The 22,348-nt window shown below is 63.1% G+C and carries 18 protein-coding genes; 7 read left to right on the plus strand and 11 right to left on the minus strand.

All coding sequences use genetic code 11. The features are described from left to right. Positions 1 to 78: 78 nt before the first annotated feature. Together mutM and REH59_RS27280 are read right to left on the minus strand one after the other, a co-directional pair. Positions 79 to 891, minus strand: a complete 813-nt coding sequence (gene mutM / locus REH59_RS27275; protein WP_004575471.1) for a bifunctional DNA-formamidopyrimidine glycosylase/DNA-(apurinic or apyrimidinic site) lyase — start codon at positions 889 to 891, stop codon at positions 79 to 81. Between the two features lie 3 nt (positions 892 to 894). After that, entirely contained in the window at positions 895 to 1,713 is an 819-nt protein-coding gene (locus REH59_RS27280) for an HDOD domain-containing protein (protein ID WP_173881454.1), read from the minus strand. 175 nt (positions 1,714 to 1,888) lie between these two features. Between REH59_RS27280 and REH59_RS27285 the strand changes: the two genes are divergently transcribed. Beyond that, the gene (locus REH59_RS27285; protein ID WP_004575470.1) at positions 1,889 to 3,085 is read left to right on the plus strand and encodes a class I SAM-dependent rRNA methyltransferase; all 1,197 of its coding nucleotides are present in this window, start codon (positions 1,889 to 1,891) and stop codon (positions 3,083 to 3,085) included. A gap of 270 nt (positions 3,086 to 3,355) precedes the next feature. Then, positions 3,356 to 5,197, plus strand: coding sequence for a dihydroxy-acid dehydratase (gene ilvD, locus REH59_RS27290; protein ID WP_003249056.1), 1,842 nt, complete (start codon positions 3,356 to 3,358; stop codon positions 5,195 to 5,197). A gap of 70 nt (positions 5,198 to 5,267) precedes the next feature. Here ilvD and REH59_RS27295 read toward each other — a convergent pair whose 3' ends face one another. After that, positions 5,268 to 6,158, minus strand: coding sequence for a LysR family transcriptional regulator (locus REH59_RS27295; RefSeq protein WP_177331261.1), 891 nt, complete (start codon positions 6,156 to 6,158; stop codon positions 5,268 to 5,270). A gap of 117 nt (positions 6,159 to 6,275) precedes the next feature. Between REH59_RS27295 and REH59_RS27300 the strand changes: the two genes are divergently transcribed. Further along, a complete protein-coding gene (locus REH59_RS27300) occupies positions 6,276 to 6,929 on the plus strand; it encodes an FMN-dependent NADH-azoreductase (RefSeq protein ID WP_245150106.1) in 654 nt (217 codons plus the stop codon). An 8-nt stretch (positions 6,930 to 6,937) separates the two neighbouring features. Here REH59_RS27300 and REH59_RS27305 read toward each other — a convergent pair whose 3' ends face one another. Continuing rightward, on the minus strand, positions 6,938 to 7,993 hold the full coding sequence (locus REH59_RS27305) for a phosphorylcholine phosphatase (RefSeq protein WP_014861502.1): 1,056 nt from the start codon (positions 7,991 to 7,993) through the stop codon (positions 6,938 to 6,940). A 244-nt stretch (positions 7,994 to 8,237) separates the two neighbouring features. Between REH59_RS27305 and REH59_RS27310 the strand changes: the two genes are divergently transcribed. Continuing rightward, complete coding sequence (locus REH59_RS27310) at positions 8,238 to 9,629, plus strand: L-cystine transporter (protein WP_014861503.1); 1,392 nt, start codon at positions 8,238 to 8,240, stop codon at positions 9,627 to 9,629. 277 nt (positions 9,630 to 9,906) lie between these two features. On the opposite strand, the gene REH59_RS27315 is transcribed toward REH59_RS27310, so the two are convergent. After that, the gene (locus REH59_RS27315) at positions 9,907 to 10,422 is read right to left on the minus strand and encodes a dihydrofolate reductase (protein WP_003249048.1); all 516 of its coding nucleotides are present in this window, start codon (positions 10,420 to 10,422) and stop codon (positions 9,907 to 9,909) included. 54 nt (positions 10,423 to 10,476) lie between these two features. Between REH59_RS27315 and REH59_RS27320 the strand changes: the two genes are divergently transcribed. Together REH59_RS27320 and REH59_RS27325 are read left to right on the plus strand one after the other, a co-directional pair. Beyond that, on the plus strand, positions 10,477 to 11,868 hold the full coding sequence (locus REH59_RS27320) for a DUF2868 domain-containing protein (protein WP_014861704.1): 1,392 nt from the start codon (positions 10,477 to 10,479) through the stop codon (positions 11,866 to 11,868). Further along, positions 11,861 to 13,225 (plus strand): GTPase/DUF3482 domain-containing protein, encoded by a 1,365-nt coding sequence (locus tag REH59_RS27325; protein WP_012053978.1) that lies wholly within the window; start codon positions 11,861 to 11,863, stop codon positions 13,223 to 13,225. The genes REH59_RS27320 and REH59_RS27325 overlap by 8 nt, the downstream gene beginning before the upstream one ends. Positions 13,226 to 13,500: 275 nt before the next feature. Here the strand turns inward: REH59_RS27325 and REH59_RS27330 are convergent, their stop codons facing one another. From REH59_RS27330 to REH59_RS27350, 5 genes are all read right to left on the minus strand, one after another. After that, entirely contained in the window at positions 13,501 to 14,526 is a 1,026-nt protein-coding gene (locus tag REH59_RS27330) for a putative 2-aminoethylphosphonate ABC transporter substrate-binding protein (RefSeq protein WP_014861383.1), read from the minus strand. Positions 14,527 to 14,544: 18 nt separating this feature from the next. Further along, positions 14,545 to 16,269, minus strand: a complete 1,725-nt coding sequence (locus tag REH59_RS27335) for a putative 2-aminoethylphosphonate ABC transporter permease subunit (RefSeq protein ID WP_014861382.1) — start codon at positions 16,267 to 16,269, stop codon at positions 14,545 to 14,547. Position 16,270: 1 nt separating this feature from the next. Continuing rightward, complete coding sequence (locus REH59_RS27340) at positions 16,271 to 17,329, minus strand: putative 2-aminoethylphosphonate ABC transporter ATP-binding protein (protein ID WP_003249040.1); 1,059 nt, start codon at positions 17,327 to 17,329, stop codon at positions 16,271 to 16,273. Between the two features lie 219 nt (positions 17,330 to 17,548). After that, positions 17,549 to 18,418, minus strand: coding sequence for a LysR family transcriptional regulator (locus REH59_RS27345; protein WP_003249038.1), 870 nt, complete (start codon positions 18,416 to 18,418; stop codon positions 17,549 to 17,551). A gap of 9 nt (positions 18,419 to 18,427) precedes the next feature. Next, positions 18,428 to 20,680, minus strand: a complete 2,253-nt coding sequence (locus REH59_RS27350) for a heavy metal translocating P-type ATPase (RefSeq protein ID WP_014861381.1) — start codon at positions 20,678 to 20,680, stop codon at positions 18,428 to 18,430. 83 nt (positions 20,681 to 20,763) lie between these two features. On the opposite strand from REH59_RS27350, the gene cadR reads away from it, so the two are divergent. After that, on the plus strand, positions 20,764 to 21,207 hold the full coding sequence (cadR, locus tag REH59_RS27355; RefSeq protein ID WP_003249034.1) for a cadmium resistance transcriptional regulator CadR: 444 nt from the start codon (positions 20,764 to 20,766) through the stop codon (positions 21,205 to 21,207). Positions 21,208 to 21,325: 118 nt separating this feature from the next. On the opposite strand, the gene REH59_RS27360 is transcribed toward cadR, so the two are convergent. Further along, positions 21,326 to 22,297 carry a thymidylate synthase gene (locus REH59_RS27360; protein WP_003249029.1) on the minus strand — a complete coding sequence of 324 codons (972 nt, stop codon included), beginning with the start codon at positions 22,295 to 22,297 and terminating at the stop codon, positions 21,326 to 21,328. Positions 22,298 to 22,348 lie beyond the last annotated feature (51 nt).

The raw sequence follows: 22,348 nt of genomic DNA on the forward strand, positions 1-22,348 counted from the left end.
CCTGCACGGTCCCTGTGAGAGCGGGCATGCCCGCTCCCACAGTTCAGGTTTCGCTTCAACAGGTTCGCAGCGAACGCTTCATCGTTGGCAGCGCGGGCAGTACACGCTCGCCCTCTGCCCCAGCTTCACTTCGCGCAACTCAGTGCCGCATACCTTGCACGGCTGCCCGCCACGCCCGTACACAAACAGTTCCTGCTGGAAGTACCCCGGCTGCCCGTCGCCACCGATAAAGTCGCGCAGGGTGGTACCGCCCTGCTCGATGGCCGCCGCCAGCACCCGTTTGATCTCGGTCGCCAGCTTCAGGTAGCGCGCCCGGGAAATCCCGCCCGCCTCCCGGCGTGGGTCGATACCGGCGGCAAACAACGCCTCGGTGGCGTAGATGTTGCCCACCCCTACCACCACCGCGTTGTCCATGATGAACGGCTTGACCGCCATCGACCGCCCGCGGGACAGCTGGAACAGCCGTTCACCATCGAACAGGTCGGTCAGCGGCTCAGGCCCCAGGCGCAGCAGTAGCTCATGGTTCAGAGGGTCCAGGCTCCACAGCATGGCACCAAAGCGGCGCGGGTCGGTGTAGCGCAGCATCAGCCCGGACTCCAGCTCGATGTCGACATGCTCATGCTTGGCCGCCGGCAAGCCCAGCTCGACCAGCCGCAGGTTGCCCGACATGCCCAAGTGGCTGATCAGCGTACCCACTTCGGCATTGATCAACAGGTACTTGGCACGTCGCTCCACGCTGACGATGCGCTGCCCTGACAGGCGCACATCGAGGTCTTCCGGAATCGGCCAGCGCAGACGCCGGTCGCGTACCACCACACGGCTGACGCGCTGGCCTTCCAGGTGTGGCGCAATACCGCGCCGGGTGGTTTCTACTTCTGGCAATTCCGGCATGTGTCAGTGTCCGCCCAACTCGCGAATGTTCTGCTTGAGGTTTTCGAAATCGTATTCCGACAAACCAATGTAATCGAGCACCAACGGGCCGACCACATTCCATTCGTGGTCCACCGCCTGGTTGCCCAGCACACGGTAGGACGCGCAGATATGCTCGGCCATCTTCAGCACCGCCAGCAGGTTTTTCAGCTGGCTCTGGGTATTGCGCGAGGTATCGTCGCGGAACACGGCCAAGGCATTGTGGTGGTTGGCGATGGCCGCACTGAGGTGCTCGGGCAAGCGCCAGGATTTGGCTGTGAAGTAGCCGACCACTGAATGGTTGGTGTTGAACGTGCGGTTTTCGGTATCGACCACGCGTGTTTCTTCGTCGGCCTTGGCGTATGCCTCTTCCAGCACGTCCATGTAATTGGGGAAGCGCTTGAGCATCAACGGCACGCCACAGTCATGGAAGAGGCCAAGGGTATAGGCCTCGTCCGCCGCCTGTATGCCGGTACGCTTGGCCAGCGTCAGGCAGGTCATCGCGACGTCCTGGGCGGTATCCCAGAAGCGGTTGAGGGTAACGATGGTCTCGTCACTCATCTCGCCCTTGATCGACTGGGCGTTGATCAGGTTGATGATCGAACGGCTCCCCAGCAGGTTCACCGCACGCTGGATCGAACCGATCTTGTTGGACAACCCGAAGTGCGGAGAGTTGACCAGCTTGAGCAAGGCGCCAGAGAGGCCCGGGTCCTGGGAAATCAGCTTGGCGATGGTTTCCAGGTCTGGGTCAGGCATGTACTGCTCGAACTGCAGATCGACCATGATCTGCGGTTGAGGCGGGATGGTGATGCCTTGCAAGGCTTGCTGGATCTGTTCGGCGCTGAGTTCTTGGGACATACGTACACACTCGTTTAGGACGGGGGATTTTAACCCTCTAAGCGCCCCCGGGCACCACACCTGTAAAAGCTAAAGCACTGCAGACACGCTATAATCCCGCTCTTTTTCCCGGAGCGACGTCATGTCCCTGCCCAGCCTTCGCCTCAAAGCCAATGCCGACCGCCGCCTGCGCGCCGGCCACCTGTGGGTCTACAGCAACGAAGTCGATGTCAGCGCGACCCCTTTGCAAGGCTTCCAGGCGGGTCAGCAGGCCATTCTCGAGGCAGCCAACGGCAAGCCGCTGGGCATCGTCGCACTGAGCCCGAACAACCTGATCTGCGCCCGCCTGCTGTCACGCGACATCAAGCTGCCGCTGGACAAGTCGCTGCTGGTACACCGCCTGAACGTCGCCCTGTCGCTGCGCGAGCGCCTGTTCGACCAGCCGTGCTACCGCCTGGTCTACGGTGACTCCGACCTGCTCCCAGGCCTGGTGGTCGACCGTTTCTTCGATATCCTCGTGGTGCAGTTGGCCTCGGCCACCATGGAAGCGCACAAGGATGACGTGATCGCCGCACTGGTGCAGGTGCTCAAGCCCAGCGGCATCCTGTTCAAGAACGATTCGGCCGCGCGCGACGCCGAAGGCCTGCAGCGCTATGTCGAGACCGTCTACGGCGAAGTACCGGACTGGGTGCCGCTGGAAGAGAACGGCGTCAAGTTCGAAGCCCCGGTGCGCGAAGGCCAGAAGACGGGCTGGTTCTACGACCACCGCATGAACCGCGCCCGCCTGGCACCGTACGTGAAGGGCAAGCGTGTACTCGACCTGTTCAGCTATATCGGTGGCTGGGGCGTACAGGCCGGTGCCTTCGGCGCCAGCGAAGTGTTCTGTGTCGATGCCTCGGGCTTTGCCCTGGACGGCGTGGAGCGTAACGCTGCACTGAACGGCATCAGCGAGAAGCTGACCTGCATCGAAGGCGACGTGTTCGAAGCCCTGCGCGAACTCAAGGCGGCCGAAGAACGCTTCGACGTGATCATTGCCGACCCACCTGCCTTCATCAAGCGCAAAAAAGACCTGAAAAACGGCGAAGCGGCCTACCGCCGCCTGAACGAACAGGCCATGCGCATGTTGAACAAAGACGGCATCCTCGTCAGCGCCTCGTGCTCGATGCACCTGCCCGAGGACGACCTGAACAACATCCTGCTGACCAGCGCCCGCCACCTGGACCGCAACATGCAGCTGCTCGAGCGAGGCGGTCAGGGCCCGGATCACCCGGTACACCCGGCCATCGCCGAAACCCGCTACATCAAAAGCATCACCTGCCGGTTACTGCCAAACAGCTGATATCTGCCAAAAAGGGCCGCCCAGCGGCCCTTTCCTGCCGCAATCCCCCCGCCAACCATCCACATCTGCATTCCCTCACCGCGCCAGCGGTGTAGAATCGGCCTATTCATCGCCAGTCATCCCCGGCGGGTTTATGAGCTCTGGTCAAGCACGCGGCGATCCCGCGCGGTCTTGGCCCCATCCGTGCCAGTGGCAACCGGCCTGCGGCGCAAAGGACAAGAGAAGCTCACTCCCCTATTTGTGACCTGATTAAGCCGCCAGGAGTGTTTCATGCCTGATTATCGTTCCAAGACTTCCACCCAAGGCCGCAACATGGCAGGCGCCCGTGCCCTTTGGCGCGCCACCGGGATGAAGGACGAAGACTTCAAGAAACCGATCATCGCCATCGCCAACTCGTTCACCCAGTTCGTACCGGGCCATGTGCACCTGAAGGACCTGGGCCAGCTGGTGGCTCGCGAAATCGAACGCGCCGGTGGCGTGGCCAAGGAATTCAACACCATCGCGGTCGATGACGGCATCGCCATGGGCCACGACGGCATGCTGTACTCGCTGCCAAGCCGCGAAATCATTGCCGACGCGGTGGAGTACATGGTCAATGCGCACTGCGCTGACGCCATCGTCTGCATCTCCAACTGCGACAAGATCACCCCCGGCATGCTGATGGCCGCCCTGCGCCTGAACATCCCGGTGATCTTCGTTTCCGGCGGCCCGATGGAAGCCGGCAAGACCAAGCTGGCCAGCCACGGCCTGGACCTGGTCGATGCCATGGTCATCGCGGCCGACTCCACGGCCTCCGACGAAAAAGTCGCCGAATACGAGCGCAGCGCCTGCCCGACCTGCGGTTCGTGCTCCGGCATGTTCACCGCCAACTCGATGAACTGCCTGACCGAAGCCCTGGGCCTGGCCCTGCCGGGCAACGGTTCGACCCTGGCCACCCACTCCGACCGCGAGCAGCTGTTCCTCACGGCCGGCCGCACCATCGTCGAGCTGTGCAAGCGCTACTACGGCGAGAATGACGAGTCGGTCCTGCCACGCAGCATCGCCAACTTCAAAGCGTTCGAAAACGCCATGATGCTGGACATCGCCATGGGCGGCTCGACCAACACCATCCTGCACCTGCTGGCCGCAGCACAGGAAGGTGAAGTGGCGTTCGACCTGCGCGACATCGACCGCCTGTCACGCAAAGTGCCGCAGCTGTGCAAAGTGGCGCCAAACATCCAGAAGTACCACATGGAAGACGTCCACCGCGCCGGCGGCATCTTCAGCATCCTCGGTTCGCTGGCCCGTGGTGGCCTGCTGCACACCGACCTGCCGACCGTGCACAGCCGCAGCATGGAAGAAGCCATCGCCAAATGGGACATCACCCAGACCGATGACGAAGCGGTGCACACCTTCTTCAAGGCCGGCCCGGCCGGTATCCCGACCCAGACCGCATTCAGCCAGTCGACCCGTTGGGAAACCCTCGACGACGACCGTGAAAACGGCTGCATCCGCAGCTTCGAACACGCCTACTCGCAAGAGGGCGGCCTGGCCGTGCTGTACGGCAACATCGCACTGGATGGCTGCGTGGTCAAAACGGCCGGTGTGGACGAATCGATCCACGTGTTCGAGGGCACCGCGAAGATCTTCGAAAGCCAGGACAGCGCCGTGCGCGGCATCCTCGCCGACGAGGTGAAAGCCGGCGACATCGTCATCATCCGCTACGAAGGCCCGAAAGGCGGCCCGGGCATGCAAGAAATGCTCTACCCGACCTCGTACCTCAAGTCCAAAGGCCTGGGCAAGGCCTGCGCCCTGCTCACCGACGGTCGCTTCTCGGGCGGTACCTCGGGCCTGTCGATCGGCCACGCCTCGCCAGAGGCCGCGGCGGGCGGCGCCATCGGCCTGGTGCGCGACGGCGACAAGGTACTGATCGACATCCCTAACCGTTCGATCAACCTGCTGGTCAGCGATGAAGAGCTGGCGGAACGCCGTGTCGAACAGGACAAGAAGGGCTGGAAGCCAGCCGAGGTCCGTCCACGCAAGGTGACCACCGCGCTCAAGGCCTATGCCCTGCTGGCCACCAGTGCCGACAAAGGCGCAGTGCGTAACAAGGCAATGCTCGAAGGGCTGTAAGGGCTTTTCTGGCATTTGCACAACCGGCGTCTCGTACGCCGGTTTTTTTTGCCTGTGGATAAAGGCCGGATCAAAGCTCTCCCTTCGCGACACATTGGCGTAATTGCGCCAGCAGCAGGGCAGCCGAGCGCTTCGGTGTCGCCGCCGACGTCAGCACGAACTGTGCTTGAGGCAAGGCTGGCAACGTCGACACTTCTACAAGGCCGGCAGCCAGAGCAGACGATCGCGTGACAGGCGTTACCCCAAGCCCCCCACTTACGGCGGTCATCAGCCCCCCGACACTCGGGCTCTGGCAAACGATGCGCCATTGCCGCCCGGCGCGTACCAAGGCCTCGATAGCTGCGGCCCGATAAGGGCATTGATCAGAAAATACCGCCAAGGGCACAGGCGTGGTGACCTCATCGCTGCCCAGCGCAATCGGCCCTCTCGCCCACACCAATGGTTCGGACCAAAGCACCTCGCCCCGTTCTTCATCGCTGCAGCGGCTGCCCAATACGATATCCAGCCCACCCGAGTGGACGAGCGAGAGCAACTCCCCAGTCAGGCCGACGGTCAGGGACACCTCTGCATCGGGATGTGCCACCGAAAAACGACGCATGCAGTCGATGATCGGGGCTTTCACCATTTCCTCGCTCAACCCCACGTACACCGTGCCTGACACCCGCCGCCCTGCTCCAAGGCTTGCGCGGGCATCATCGTGCAACGCCAGGATGGTGCGGGCATAGCCTGCCAACCGAGCGCCTGCGGGTGTCAGGCTGACCGAACGGGTCGTACGCTCCAGCAATTTTTGTCCAGCTTCGCGTTCAAGCCGCCGAATATGAGCGCTGATCGCCGACTGCGTAAGGTGCAGCCTGTGCGCAGCGCGGGTGAAACCACCGGTGTCGGCAACGGCAATCAAGCTCCGCAAAAGCACAGTATCGAACACAGATTCATCACCTATCTCACTCAATCTCGCGAGCATACGTCATTTCTATAATGAATCGCCCTGAATCAGACTGTGCGCCGAACGCCTGGGCGGTGAAGCGTCAGGCAAGGCTCATCAACACTACCTGGGAGAAGCCCCGTGGTTGAACGTATCTTGTATGTCTGCGCCTCACCCAGAGGAGAGCGGTCCGTTTCCGCTCAGATTACCGACGCATTCCTGGCGGCATTGGCCGAGCGCAAAGCGGTGGAAATCGACCACCTGAATCCTTGGGAATGCGACCTGCCTGAAGTAGATGGCGCCTTGCTCGCGGCGAAATACGCAGGGCTTGGCGATGCCCCGCTGTCAACCGCACAGGCAGCTGCATGGGATCGGATCAAGACCCTCGCTCAACGGTTCCACCGGGCGGATACCTTGGTGTTCAGCGTACCGTTGTGGAATTTCGGCATTCCGTACAAGCTAAAGCACCTGATCGACGCAATTTCGCACAAAGACGTGCTGTTCACCTTCGATGAACACGGGCTGAACGGCATGCTTGGCGGGCGTCGAGCGGTTGCCATCTACACCCGTGGTTTGGGGTACGGGCCCACCTCACAGACACCCGACCAGTTTTTTGGCCTGGAAAAAACCTTCATCGACACATGGTTTCGCTTCGTTGGGATTAACCAGGCGCACAGTGTAGTGGTCGAACAAACCCTCGGCCCTGAGGGCGCCAGGATTCGTGAAAGTGCCATTGAACAAGTGACCCTGTTGGCACAGAACATTGACCAGAAAGCGGCCCAGACCCTCATTGTGGGCCGCGATGGTTGATATTCCCGTTACTGGATCTGCTCCGGCGTGACGATCACCCAGTTCTTGTCTGCCGTCACCGGCAACCCTTCCTTGGCCTGCGCCGCTGCATTTTTGGCAATCATCCCGTTGAGCTGGTCCATGTACTTGGCCTTGCGGTTTATCCACAGGTGGATACCACCTTTGCCTACATCCACCCCGTGGAACTGCATGTAGCCATCGCTGGTCGGCGTGTCGCCGCCCACCAGCACCGGTTTCTTCCACTCATCGATGTAGGTAAGGATCGCCGCCTGCTTGCCCGCCATCCAGGTGGCTGGGGTCCACAGGTAAGGGGTCAGCTCCAGGCCCTCGTTAGCCTTGGCATCGTAGTGCCCGGCGCTGATCTGCTTGCGCGCAGTGGTCAGCTGTCCGCTGGCGCGGTCCTTGAGCAGCAGGCTCACGCCAATCACGTTCTGGGGCTTCACGTTATAACCATACTTGGGGTCCGAGGCGACCATGCGCACCAGCTCCTCGGAGGCCGCCGAAATCACATAGACCTCGATGCCGTTCTCCATCAGCTTGTTGTACAGCTCGGCCTGGCCCTTGAAGACCTTGGGCGGCTGAACCTCGATGGCCTTGACCTGGTCGCCTTCGTAATAGGTGCTGGGGATCGGCTTGGTCGAAGCCATCAGCTCATCCACCTGCACCTTCAGCGCCTGCAAGGTAAAGCCGGAGAACACCTGGGCTACCCACGGGTAGCAGACCATGTCATCGATTTCACACAGCCGGTAGTAATAACTGAACAGGCTTTCCTTGTGCTCGGCAGTGTCCTTGAACGGCATCAGCTTCAACGAAGGGTCGAGCTTGTCGCGGCTTAGCAGGCCTTTGTTTTCCATGAACGGAAGCAAGGCTTCTTCCAGGTCATAGCGGTAACTGGTGTTGTCCATGTCGAATACCGCGTAGTTACCCTTGTTGGCATTGGCGGCGATCATGCTGTCGAGCTGTTTGGCCGCGTCGGCGGGCCAGTGTTTGAGCTCCGTGGCGAAGGTTTCGATACTGAACAGCAGGGACAGGCCAATGGCGGCGGCTTTCACAGCGACTTTCATGTACGAATCTCCTGAAATGACCCAGAAACGCTAGTGCAACAATCCCCACTGCAAGCCCCCGATAACGACCTCCAGGCAGCCGCAAACGCCTTGTTCATTGCAATCTGCGACATCCCGTTATTCCATAAACGACTATGCAAATTCCATTTGGGTATAAATTCGTTTGTTTTCAGGCTGTTAGCATTTCCGTTCGCAATCGCTCACAGAGGCGATGCCACTTCTGCTTTTTTCTGCTGGAGCTTCAATGAATCTGCCGCTGTCACTCAACCTGCTGGCGTTCCTGGCCCTGTTGCTGGGCCTGGCACAAACCCGCCGCACCGACTGGAGCCTGGCCAAGAAGGTACTGCTTGGCCTGGTGCTGGGCGTGGTCTTCGGCCTTGTGCTGCACACGATCTATGGCGCTGGCCACCCCGTGCTCAAGGCAACCATCGCCTGGCTCGATCTGGTCGGCAACGGCTATGTCGGCCTGCTGCAGATGATCGTCATGCCGCTGATCTTCGCCTCGATCCTCAGTGCCGTGGCACGTTTGCACACTGCCTCTTCGCTGGGCCGCATCAGCGTGCTGAGCATCGGCACCCTGCTGCTGACCACGGCCATTGCCGCCCTGATTGGCATTGTGTTGACCAACCTGTTCGGCCTCAGCGCCGAGGGCCTGGTGGCCGGCGCCCAGGAAAGCGCACGCATGCAGGTTATCCACAGTGACTACGCGGGCAAGGTTGCCGACCTCAACATCCCGCAACTGCTGCTGTCGTTCATCCCCAGCAACCCGGTAGGCGACCTGGCGCGGGCCAAGCCGACCTCGATCATCAGCGTGGTGATTTTTGCCGTGTTCCTCGGCCTGGCCGCGCTCCAGTTGATCAAGGACGACGCCGAGAAAGGCGAGCGCGCCCTGTCGGCCATCGACACCCTGCAGGCCTGGGTAATGCGCCTGGTGCGGGTCGTGATGAAGCTGACCCCCTATGGCGTGCTGGCGTTGATGACCAAAGTAGTGGCCAGTTCCAACACAGAGGACATCCTCAAGCTGGGCAGCTTCGTGGTGGTGTCGTACCTGGGCCTGGGGTTGATGTTCGTGGTGCACGGCATCATCCTCGCCGCCACCGGCGTGAGCCCGCTGCGCTTCTTCCGCAAGGTGTGGCCGGTGCTGACCTTCGCCTTCACCAGCCGCTCCAGCGCCGCCAGCATTCCGCTGAACATCGAAGCACAAACCCGCCGTCTGGGCGTGCCGCAATCGATCGCCAGCTTCAGCGCATCGTTCGGCACCACCATTGGCCAGAACGGCTGTGCCGGGCTCTATCCTGCCATGCTGGCGGTGATGGTCGCGCCAGCGGTGGGCATCGACACCTTCGACCCACTGTGGATCGCTACCCTGGTGGCCATCGTCACGCTGAGCTCTGCAGGGGTTGCCGGCGTGGGCGGCGGTGCCACCTTTGCCGCGCTGATCGTGCTGCCAGCCATGGGCTTGCCGGTGGAACTGGTGGCGTTGCTGATTTCGGTGGAGCCGCTGATCGACATGGGCCGTACGGCGTTGAACGTGAACGGTTCGATGACGGCGGGCGTTGTCACCAGCCAGCTGTTGAAAGAGACTGACAAGGCAGTGCTGGCCGGTGATGAACATGCCGAGCTGAGCCACACCTGATAGATTGCCGGGGGCGCGTTGCGCCCCTTTCGCAACAAGGCCGCTTGTGTCTTGCTCAAAATCTGAACACCCTGCGGTCCCCCGTAGGGGCGGGTTTACCCGCGAAAGGGCCAGGCCTGCTGGCCAATTTTCACCCGCCGTTCACCGTTGCCGCCGCTATCGTATTCGCGGGTAAACCCGCTCCTACAGGGTGGTGGATACACATCGGGGGTTGGACACAGGCCGCTGTAGGAGCGGGTTCACCCGCGAAAGGGCTGCAGAGCAGCCCCCAACAATCTCACCCCTTATCCCAAACCTCGAAGTGATACACCGGCTTACCTTCCTCAGCCTGTGCCTCGCTAGAAGTCAGCCTCCACTGCCCTTCATCAAACGCCGGGAACCACGCATCCCCCTCTGGCGCCAACTCAACCCGCGTCAGGTACATGCGGCTGACCAGCCCCTTCTCCAGCGCCTGCCCATACAGCTGCGCGCCCCCAATCAGCATCAGCTCACCGACGCCCTGCTCGCGCGCCCACTGCTCGGCCCGCACCAACGCCTCCTCAAGCGAGGCGAACACTTCGGCACCCGCCAGTTCAAGCCCCGGCTGGCGGCTGACCACGATGTTCAGCCGCCCAGGCAGCGGCCGCCCCAGCGAGTCCCAGGTCTTGCGCCCCATGATGATCGGCTTGCCCAGGGTGGTGGCCTTGAAGTACTTGAAGTCCCCCGGCAAATGCCAGGGCATGGAGTTGTCGATGCCGATCACGCGGTTCTCGGCATAAGCCGCGATCAGGCTGAGGGGGAGTGATGTATTCATGCCAGCGAGGATAGCACCGGGCGTGTGGGTTATGCTTCTGCCTTGACCTGTGCAATGGAAGACCTTGTGACTGCACCCACGCCACTGGACAAGCGCTGGCTCACCGAAGCGGTACGCCTGCGCGAAGAACATGCCGGCCCGCTGGAAGACCAGGAAGCCAACCGCTACGCCCGCCAGCTAGGTGGCGACCTGGCCACGCGCATCGAAACACGTGCGCTGTTCCTGGCCGAGCGCGATGACATGACCGGCGCCCTGCGCCATTGGAAGCAGGGCGCGCGCCTGGCGCTGCTGGCCTTGTTGCTGATGGCCGTGCTCAGCGGCGCGGGCCTGGGGCTGGCCGCCCTCGGTGACGGGCAGCGCCCGGTGAATGTGTTCTGGGCGCTGGGCAGCCTACTCGGGCTGAACCTGCTGATGCTACTTGGCTGGGGCATGGGTTTTGCCCTGAGCGGCGAGCATGGCGCAGGGCTGGGCCGCTTGTGGCTGTGGCTAAGCGAACGCTTTGCCCGCGATGCCAAGGCCGCGCACCTGGCGCCAGCGCTGCTGGTGCTGCTGCAACGTCAACGCCTCAACCGGTGGCTGCTCGGCCTGTTGGTACACGGCCTGTGGCTGCTGGCGATGCTCACCGCGCTGGGCATGCTGCTGGTCTTGCTGGCGACCCGACGCTATGGCTTTGTCTGGGAAACCACCTTGCTCGCCGCCGACCCGTTCATTCACCTGACCCAAGCGCTGGGCGCCCTCCCCTCGTTGCTGGGCTTCGCCGTGCCCGACGAAGCCATGATCCGCGCCAGCGGCGACAGCCTGCCAGCCCTGGACGTGGCCCGCCAGGCCTGGGCCAGCTGGCTGCTCGGCGTGGTGCTGGTATACGGCCTGCTGCCCCGCCTGCTGCTGGCCGGGCTATGCCTGTGGCGCTGGCGCCAGGGCCGTGAACGCCTGACGCTGGACCTGGGGTTGCCCGGCTACGCGCAACTGCGCGAGGCACTGATGCCGCGCAGCGAACGCATGGGCGTGCAGGATGCTGCCCCGCAAGCCTTGCCGCAGTTTGCCGCCGGGCAGCTGGAAAGCGGCAGCAGCGGTGCCCTGCTGGTGGGCCTGGAGCTGGACGACCAGCGCCCCTGGCCACCCGCCCTGCCGAAAAGCGTGACCGATGCCGGCGTGCTCGACAGCCGCGAATCACGCAACCGGCTGTTGGAACAGCTCAGCCGCTTCCCACCGGCACGCCTGGCCATCGCCTGCGACCCACGTCGCTCGCCGGACCGCGGCAGTTTGGCGCTGCTCGCCGAACTGGCGCGCAATGCCGGCGCAACCCGTATCTGGCTGCTGCAGGCTGCACCAGGCCAGCCTCTCGATGCCGAGCGCCTGGGCGATTGGCACGAAGCCCTTGATCGCCTTGGCCTGCAACATGCCGACACCTCACCGCTGACCTGGCTGGAGCATGGCCATGACTGAGCCACTGAAACTGGCCGTGGTCGGCCATACCAATGTTGGCAAAACCTCGCTACTGCGCACCCTGACCCGCGACGTCGGTTTTGGCGAAGTGTCCCACCGCCCCAGCACTACCCGCCATGTGGAAGGTGCGCGGCTGTCTGTGGACGGTGAACCCTTGCTGGAGCTGTACGACACGCCCGGCCTGGAAGATGCCATCGCCCTGCTCGACTACCTTGAACGTCTGGAACGCCCGGGCGAGCGCCTGGACGGCCCGGCCCGGCTGGAGCGTTTTCTGCAGGGCAGCGAAGCGCGCCAACGTTTCGAGCAGGAGGCCAAGGTATTGCGCCAACTGCTGGCCAGTAATGCCGGGCTGTATGTGATCGATGCGCGCGAGCCGGTGCTGGCCAAGTACCGCGACGAACTGGAAGTACTGGCCAACTGCGGCAAGCCGTTGCTGCCGGTGCTCAACTTCGTCGCCAGCAGCCAGCACCGCGAACCGGAATGGCGTGAAGCCCTTGCCCGGCTTGGGCTTCACGCACTGGTGCGGTTCGACAGCGTGGCCCCGCCGGAAGATGGGGAGCGCCGTTTGTATGAAAGCCTGGCGCTGCTGCTGGAAAACGCCCGCCCGGCGCTGCAACGGCTGATCGACGACCAGCAGGCGCAGCGCTTGGCACGCCGGCACAGCGGCAAGCGCCTGATCGCCGAACTGCTGCTCGATTGCGCTGCATGCCGGCGCAGTGTCGAGGCCGAACCGGCGGCAGAAGCCCGGGCCATCGCGGCGCTGCGCCAGGACATTCGCCAACGTGAACAACGCTGCGTCGAAGCCTTGCTCAAGCTGTATGCCTTCCGACGCGAGGATGCCCATGCCAGCGACCTGCCGTTGCTGGACGGCCGCTGGGGCGATGATTTGTTCAATCCAGAGACGTTGAAACTGCTGGGCGTGCGCCTGGGCAGCGGTGTGGCGGCGGGTGCTGCGGCCGGTGCCGGGGTCGATTTGCTGGTTGGTGGCCTTACCCTCGGCGCAGCGGCGCTGGCCGGGGCGATTGCCGGTGGCGCGCTGCAGACGGCGCGCAACTATGGTTCGCGGTTGATGGGCAAGCTCAAGGGCAAGCGCGAGCTGACCGTGGATGACACGGTATTGCGTTTGCTGGCCTTGCGTCAGCAGCAGTTGATGGTGGCGCTGGATAACCGCGGGCATGCGGCGCAGGACAGCATTCGCCTGGGCGAGCTGGATGAAAAGGCCTGGCGCGAGGGCAAGTTGCCGGAGGCGTTGGTCAAAGCGCGGGCGCACCCGCAGTGGTCCACCCTGAATCCCGGGGCGAAGCTGAATCAGGCTGAGCGGCAGGAGCAGCTGGAGGCGCTGGTTTCACAGATTTGAGCCAGCAGGGTCGGCCCTTTCGCGGGTATACCCGCTCCTACGGCGGCCTGTGTAGTGTGCCCACCACCAATCTGCGTAGGAGCGGGTTTACCCGCGAATACGGTGGCGGCGGCAACGGTGAACGGCGGGTGGAGATTGGCCAGCAGGGCCGGCCTCTTCGCGGGTGAACCCGCTCCTACACGGCGGCCTGTGTCCAACCCCCGATGTGTGCCCACCACCAATCTGTGTAGGAGCGGGTTTACCCGCGAAGAGGCCGGCCCTGCAATAGTGAATCGTTACTGCTGGGCCACCTTCTCCGACTTGCCGTCATAGCGCTCGCGCCATTCGGCCAGAATTTGGTCACGGTTTTTAGAAGCCCAGACAAAGTCGTTCTTGATCAACCGCTGCTCATAATCCGCCGGCAGCTCGGTCTGCGGCTTGGCGATGCCCGGCGCGGCCAGTACGGCGAAGTTTTCCTTGTACAGTTCCATGGCCGCCGGGCTGGCTGAGAAATCGGCCAGACGCTTGGCCGCATCGGCCTTGGGCGAGCCTTTGATCACTGCGGTTGCCTCGATCTCCCAGCCCAAACCCTCCTTTGGCAACACGATGTCCAACGGCGCGCCTTGGCGCTTGAGCTGAACGGCCGGGTATTCGAACGAAATTCCGATCGGGAACTCGCCCGCCGCCGCCAACTTGCACGGTTTGGAGCCGGAATGGACGTACTGGCCGATGTTCTGGTGCAGCGCATCCATGTAGGCCCAGCCCTGCGGCTCGCCAAAGGTTTGCAACCAGGCACTGACATCCAGGAAGCCGGTGCCGGACGAGGCCGGGTTGGGCATGACGATCTTGCCTTTGTACTCAGGCTTGGTCAGGTCCTGCCAGCTCACCGGTTTGCTCAGGCCCTGTTTCTCGGCCTCGATGGTGTTGAAGCAAATGGTGGCGGCCCACACGTCCATGCCGACCCAGGCTGGCGGGTTGGCGGCGTCACGATAATTGCCGGAAATCTTGCCCAGGTCCTTGGGCGCATAAGCTTCGAGCATGCCGTTCTGATCGAGGATGGCCAGGCTCGATGCCGCCAGCCCCCACACAGCGTCGGCTTGCGGGCGCTCTTTCTCCGCCAGCAGCTTGGCAGTGATGATGCCGGTGGAATCACGCACCCACTTGATCTCGATATCCGGGTTGGCTTTCTCAAAGGCCTGTTTGTAGGTTTTCAGCTGCTCGGCTTCCAGGGCGGTGTAGACCGTCAGCTGGGTAGCAGCGGCCGAAGCCTGCAGGCTGAACACGGCGGAAACAGCAGCGGCAAGGGCAAGGTGCTTGTGCATGGGTAGGTTCCTTTCAGGTCAGACGGTCGCGGCGCGTTGGCGCCAGGCTTGGGAGCGGCGCAGCAGGCCGCGCGAGGCTGCAGCCAGCAACAGTGAAGCGCCGGCACTGGTCAGCAGGATCAAGGTGGACATGGCGGCGGCACCGCCAACGTTGCCGGCGTCGTCCATGTTCAGCACGGCAACGGCAGCCAGGAGGGTGTCGGGGCTGTACAGGAAAATCGCTGCCGACACGGTGGTCATTGCCGATACGAACAGGTAGCGGATGATGTCCAGCAGTGCCGGCAGGCAAATCGGCACGGTCACGCGCAGGAAGTGCCTGTACAGCGGCGCTTTCAGCGACATCGCGGCAGCCTCGAACTCGCCGTCGAGCTGGCGCAGGGCGGTGGTCGCGGTCATCTGCGCGGTGGTCAGGTAATGGGCAATGGTGCACACCACCAGCAACCCCATGCCGCCGTACAGCACATGCAGCGGGTTGCCGTTCAGGTTGAAGAAGAATACGTAGCCCAGGCCCAGCACCAGGCCCGGCACGGCCATGGGAATGAAGCTGAGCAGGCGCAGCGCATGATTGAGCAGGCGTTGGCCCTGGGTCTTCTCCATCAGGTAGGCACCAGTGAAGATCACGATGCTGCCGATCAGCGCGGTGCCAATGGCCATGGTCACGCTATTGCGGTAGGCCAGCCAGCCGCCACCGGCAGTGTCTTCGAACAGGTAGTGGCGCAGCGACAAGGACAGGTTGTAGGGCCAGAAAGTGACCAGCGAGGAGTACACCGCCATACCGATCACCACCAGCAACGCCGCGCACACCAGCAGCACAATGGTCAGGAAGCAGGCATCGCGGCCGCGTGATGGCTTGGGTTCGAACACCTGGGCACGGCCACCCATGGCCTCGCCCTGGCGTCTACGCAGCCAGGCGTCGACGGTAAAGCTGAACAGGGCCGGCAACAGCAGCACCATGCCGATCAGCGCGCCACGGCCGAACTGTTGCTGGCCCACCACCGCCTTGTAGGCTTCCAGCGCCAGCACTTGATAGTCGCCCCCCACCACGACCGGTACACCGAAGTCTGTGATAGTCAGCGTGAATACCAGGCAAAACGCCGCGAATACCGCCTGGCGCGAGGCCGGCCAGGTGATGCTGGTGAACGCACGCCACGAGCCTGCCCCCATGCTGGAGGCCGCATCGAACAGGCGAGCATCGGCCAGTGACAGTGCCGACAGCAGAATCATCAGCGCATGCGGGAAGGTATAGATGGCCTCGCCCAGCACGATGCCCCAGAAGCCGTAGATATTGTCGCTGAGCAACCCACGCAGCAGGCCCTGATTGCCAAACAGGTAGACCAGGGCGATCGCCGGCAGCATCGACGGTGCCAGCAATGGCAGCAGCGAAATCCCCCGCCACAGGCCCTTGGCCGGGATCAACGTGCGTTGCAGGGCAAAGGCGAACAAATAGGCCAGCGGTACCACAATGGCCGCGACAGTGAAGGCCACCGACAGGCTGTTGCCAAGCAACCAATGGAAGCTGGCGCTGGTGAACAATTCACGGGCCGCCAGCAAGCCACCGCCCTGGCCCGCTTCACCGCTGAAACCACGCCAGAAGATCGCCAGCAACGGCATCAGCACGGCCAGCACCAACAGAATCAGCAGCAGGCTCTTGCCGCCGATGACGAACAGCCGGTCACCCAGGGCGATGCCAGCACGCGGCGCGACGTTGGCCTGGCTCAACGGCAGGGACATTGGCGCGGCCATCTCAGGCAAACACCTGCAGGCTCTGCGGCGGCAATGCCACCCAGATGTCCTGCGAACCCAGGCGCGGCATGGCCTCGGGTGCCAGTTCGGCCAGCAGGGCATGGCCTGGCAGGGCCTTGAGTTCAAAGCTCATGCGGCAGCGGTTACCGAGGAAGGTGATTTCGCGGACCATGGCCGGGAACAGGTTCTCTTCGTGCACCACCGGGTTGACCGTGATCGCTTCCGGGCGGCAGAACAGCCGGCCACTGCTGGCCTGGGCTGAACCCGGCGCCAGGCGCATGTTCATGTCGCCGACCAGGGCATGGCTGTCGCTGCGGCGCTGGAACGGCAGCCAGTTGCCCTGGCCGACGAACTCGGCCACGAACGGCGTGGCCGGGTGGTCGTAGATTTCCTGCGGGGTGGCGTACTGCTCGACCTGACCGTTGTTCATCACCGCAATGCGGTCGGCCATCAACATGGCCTCGTCCTGGTTGTGGGTAACCATCAACGTGGTGATGCCCAGTTGGCGCTGCAGCTGACGCAGTTCGGTGCACAAGTGCTCGCGCACCCGGGCGTCCAGCGCCGACATCGGCTCATCGAGCAGCAGCAGCGATGGCGACGGTGCCAGCGCGCGGGCCAGGGCCACACGTTGCTGCTGGCCACCGGAGAGCTGGCCTGGGTACTTCTTCTCGCTGCCAGACAGGCCAACCAGTTCGAGCATTTCGGCCACCCGCTGACGGGCCTGCTCGCGACCACTGCCCGTCAGGCCATAGGCGATATTGGCTTCGACGGTAAGGTTGGGAAACAGCGCATAGGACTGGAACAGGATGCCGTAGTCCCGCGCCTGGGGTGACAGCTTGGAGATATCGCGTTCGCCGATGTACAGCGTACCGCGGTCCTGGCGCTCCAGGCCGGCAATGCAGCGCAGCAGCGTGGTCTTGCCACAACCGGACGGGCCGAGCAGGCACACCAGTTCGCCCGCGGCGATGTCCAGCGAGACATCGTTGAGCGCCGTAAAGGCACCGAAGCGCTTGTGGATGTTGCACACTTTTATCTGTGCGCCGGGGGTGGTGTGGTTCATGGCATGTCCTCATCGAAGAGATGGGGCCATGCTAGGCAGGCTGTGCGAAGGTTCTGTGGCTTTAAGGCAAAAGCCGGTGATAGTGGTATAGGCAGATTTAGTAGTGGCCTGTGCCGGCCTCTTCGCGGGTAAACCCGCTCCTACAACGGAATGCGTGTTTGCGGAAAATGTACGCAGAAATGCAGGAGCGGGTCTACCCGCGAACAAGCCAACGCGAATCTAGAACTGCGAACCGGCCACTTCCTGCGCCACCCCCAGGAATGCCGCCGGCAACCGGGCCTGGCGCCGTTCCTTCAGGCAATACAGGTACTCATGCATCACCGGCGCATTTTCCAGCGCCAGCACCCGGAGTTCGGGATTGTGCGGCACCTCATGACGGGCAATCACGCTGATGCCGATATTGCGCAGCACCGCTTCGCGGATCGACTCGCGACTGCCGATCTCCATCAGGGCGCCGGCCTTGACCCCGGCCTCCTGCATCATCTGCTCGGTCAGCTTGCGTGTGGTCGAGCCCTTCTCGCGCATCAGCAGGCAATGCCCCGACACCACCTCGATCGACACCGTCTGGCGTTGGGCCAGAGGGTGGTTGCGGTGCACCGCCACCACCAAGGGGTCAGTGCCCAGTATCCGCCGCACCAACCGCGCGTCCTCCACCCATTGCGACGACGCGGCAATATCCACCCGGTAATCCTCGAGCATTTCCAGCACCTGCTGCGAGTTGCCGATCTCCACCGCCACTTCAACCTGCGGCAAGCGTTCGCGATAGATCTTGACCAGGTCGAGAATGTAGTAAGGCGCAGTGGCCGCAATGCGCAGGCTGCCCTGGGCCTGACCACTGTTGCGCAGCTCGAACTCGATGTCGGCTTCCTGCTGCAGCAGCGCCTTGACCATCGGCAGCAGGCGTAAGCCCTCCTCGCTCAACACCAGGCGCCGCCCGCCGCGGTAGAACAACTCCACGGCGTACTGGCCTTCCAGGCTGCGGATCTGCGTGGTCACCGTGGGCTGGCTGAGGCCTAGCTTCTTCGCCGCCTGGGTAATGCTGCCCAGACGGGCCACCATGTAGAAGGCCTTCAGCTCGGAACTCAGCATGCACGTCCTCTATTTGCGCAAAAGGCGCAAGCCGTTGAACACCACCAGCAAGCTCACGCCCATATCAGCGAACACCGCCATCCACATCGTGGCCATGCCGGCAAAGGTGATCGCCAGAAATATCGCCTTGATGCCCAACGCCAGAACGATGTTCTGCATGAGGATCGCCGCACTTTGGCGCGACAGCCTGACGAAGGCCGGGATTTTGCGCAAGTCATCGTCCATCAGTGCCACATCAGCCGTCTCGATGGCGGTGTCGGTGCCGGCAGCAGCCATGGCAAAACCGATTTCGGCGCGGGCCAGCGCCGGGGCGTCGTTGATGCCGTCACCGACCATGCCTACCCGATGGCCTTGGGCGTACAACGCCTCAATGGTTTTCAGCTTGTCGGCCGGCAACAGGTTGCCCTCGGCGCGGTCGATCCCCACCACGGCGGCAATGGCCTGCGCAGTATGCGGATTGTCACCGGTCAGCATGACAGTCTTGATACCCAGTTGATGCAATTCGGCGATCGCCTGACGGCTGCTGTCCTTGACCGTGTCGGCCACGGCGAACAGTGCCAGAGGGCCGGATCGGTCGAGCAGCAGGACCACGGTCTTGCCCTGGCGCTCCAGCGCATCAAGCTGGGCCTCCAGCGCTGGCGAACACAGCCCCAGTTCCTCGACCAGGCGGTGGTTGCCCAAGTGGTAGACCTCACCGGCGATGACACCACGCACGCCACGCCCGGCCAGGGCGGCGAAGTCACTGACCTCGCTCAAGGCCAGGCCTTGCTGCTTGCCGAACTCGGCAATGGCGCGGGACACCGGGTGGTCCGAACGCTCGCCCAGGCTGGCCGCCAAGGCTTGCGCACGGTCTTCGAACAGCGGCGCCAGCACCTTGGCGTCGGTCTGCACCGGCTTGCCATGGGTGATGGTGCCGGTCTTGTCCAGGGCCAGGAAATCCAGGTGGCGGCCACCCTCCAGGTACACGCCACCCTTGATCAGGATGCCTTTGCGCGCAGCGGCGGCCAGGCCACTGACGATGGTCACCGGGGTCGAGATCACCAGCGCGCAGGGGCAGGCCACCACCAGCAGCACCAAGGCGCGGTAAACCCAGTCGAACCAGGCGCCAGCCATGAACAGCGGGGGTAACAGCGCCACGGCCAGGGCAATGGCGAATACCACCGGGGTGTAGATACGCGAGAAACGGTCGACGAAGCGTTGGGTAGGCGCCCGCGCGCCCTGCGCTTCCTCCACAGCCTTGATGATCCGCGCCAGGGTCGACTGCCCGGCAGCGGCGGTGACGCGAAACTCCAGCGCCCCCGCCTGGTTGATGGTGCCAGCGAACAGCTTGTCGCCCACCCCCTTCTCCACAGGCAGGCTTTCGCCGGTAATCGGCGCCTGATCGACGCTGGATTGCCCGCTGGTCACTTCACCGTCCAGGCCGATGCGCTCACCGGGGCGCACCCGCACCAGTGCGCCGATGGCCACCTCACGCACTTCCAGCTCGCGCCACTGGCCATCGGCCTGCTGCACCGTAGCCATGTCCGGGGTCAGCTGCATCAACCCGCCGATGGCATTGCGCGCACGGTCCAGCGAGCGCGCTTCGATCAGTTCGGCAACGGTGAACAGCACCATCACCATAGCCGCTTCCGGCCACTGGCCGATCAATACGGCCCCCGTCACGGCGATACTCATCAGCGCATTGATGTTGAGGTTACGGTTTTTCAGGGCAATCCAGCCCTTCTTGTAGGTACCCAGGCCGCAACCGAGGATCGCGGCAAGCGCCAGTCCCGCTACCACCCACTCAGGGGCCAGTGCAGCAAAGTGCACGATTTCGGCGGCGATCGCGGCGACGCCCGACAATGCCAGTGGCCACCAGCGGGCCTTGGCCGGTTGTGGCACGCTGGCGCTGCCGTCGTCCTGGGCGGCAATCGGCTCGGCCTTCATGCCCAGGCTGTCGATAGCCCGCTCGATATCGGCGGTGCCGTCCAAGGTATGGCGCACGCCAAGCACGCGGTTGATCAGGTTGAATTCCAGCTGTTCGATACCGGCCAGCTTGCTCAGTTTGTCCTGAATCAGGGTCTGCTCGGTGGGGCAGTCCATGGCATCGATGCGGAAACGACTGAGTTGTGCCTGGGCACTGGCCGTTTCGCTCAGTTGCACCAGCGGCGGCGCGGTTTTGGCGCCGCAGCAGCTGTGGCCGTGGGCAGCATGGCCATGGTCGTCATCACCATGAGCGTGATCGTGCGGATGCTTGTGTTCGTGGCTGACAGGCTGGTTCATGGGGTCATCCTTAAATTGAGCCTGTTGCCAAGTGAACACCCTGTAGCCACTATAGGGTCAAGCCACTTGCTGGAGATTTCGTGATGAAGATCGGAGAACTGGCCAAAGCCACCGACTGCGCGGTGGAAACCATCCGCTACTACGAGCGTGAAAACCTGCTGCCAGAGCCGGCGCGCAGCGAGGGCAACTACCGGTTGTACACCCAGGCCCATGTGGAGCGGCTGACCTTCATCCGCAACTGCCGCACGCTGGACATGACCCTGGATGAAATTCGCAGCCTGCTACGCCTGCGCGACAGCCCCGACGACGCATGCGGCAGCGTCAATGCGCTGATCGACGAGCACATCGAGCATGTTCAGGCGCGGATCGATGGCTTGGTGGCATTGCAAGAGCAGCTGGTGGAGCTGCGGCGGCGCTGCAACACGCAGGGGAGTGAATGCGCGATCTTGCAGCAACTGGAGACAAACGGGGCGGTATCGGTGCCGGATACCGAACATTCGCATGTGGGGCGGAGTCACGGGCACTGAGCCAAAAGCTTCGCGGGTGAACCCGTTCCCCCAGGGACCGCGCACGACTTAGGCCTGTGCAGTACCCTGTGGGAACGGGTTCACCCGCGAAGAGGCCAGTTCAAACAATGGAGATCTATCAGACCGCCATCGGCGCTGTCATCGGCGCATGGTGCTCATAGCCTTCCAGCCAGAAATCACTCGGTTCGATCTTCTCGAGCCACTCCGGCTCGTACTTACCAGTCTCGGCAAACGACGGCACACGGTCGCTGATGACCAGCTTCGGCGCTTCCAGCGGCTCGCGCTTGAGCTGCTCGTTGAGCATGTCCAGGTGGTTTTCATACACATGGGCATCGCCGATGAAGTAGGTGAACCAGCGCGGTGTATAGCCGGTCAGGCGGCCAAACAGCGACAGCAGCGCCGCGCCTTCGGTGAGGTTGAACGGCGTGCCCAGCCCCAGGTCGTTGGAGCGGATGTAGAGGGTCAGGGAAATTTCCCTGGTCTCGACATTCGGGTGGAACTGGTACAGCAAGTGACACGGTGGCAGTGCCATTTCGTCCAGTTGCGCGCAGTTCCAGCCGTGGAACAGGATGCGGCGGCTACCCGGGTCGTTGGCGATGGTGTCCAGGCACTGGCGCACCTGGTCGATTGCCTTGTACAGGATGACGAACGCGACGCCGTCCTCTTCGTCCTGGGCAATACGGCGGAAACCGGCTTGCTCGGCCATTTCGATGGCCGCCGGGTTGCTCAGCGGGATGCGCTTGTAGCCCGGCCACTGGCGCCATTGCACGCCATAGATCTCGCCCAGGTCGTCATGGCCCTGACGGAACGGGTTGGCCAGCCACTGGGCGTTTTCGTTGGCGTTCTGGTCCCAGACCTTGCAACCCAGCTCGCGGAACTCACCGGCGTTCTTCACGCCACGCAGGAAACCGACCATTTCACCGATCGCCGACTTGAACGCCAGCTTGCGCGTGGTAATGGCCGGAAAGCCCTTCTGCAGGTCGAAACGCAGCATCGCGCCCGGCAGGCTGATGGTGCGGATGCCGGTGCGGTTTCCCTGCAACGTGCCGTTATCAATGACGTCGCGGACCAGGTCCAGATACTGTTTCATGGCTTACCTGTAGCAAAAACGGCAGGGGGATCGCCCCTGCCGTGGGATTAA

Origin of the sequence: Pseudomonas sp. BO3-4 (assembly GCF_034044115.1) — a bacterium.
GTDB classification, from domain to species: Bacteria; Pseudomonadota; Gammaproteobacteria; order Pseudomonadales; family Pseudomonadaceae; genus Aquipseudomonas; species Aquipseudomonas alloputida.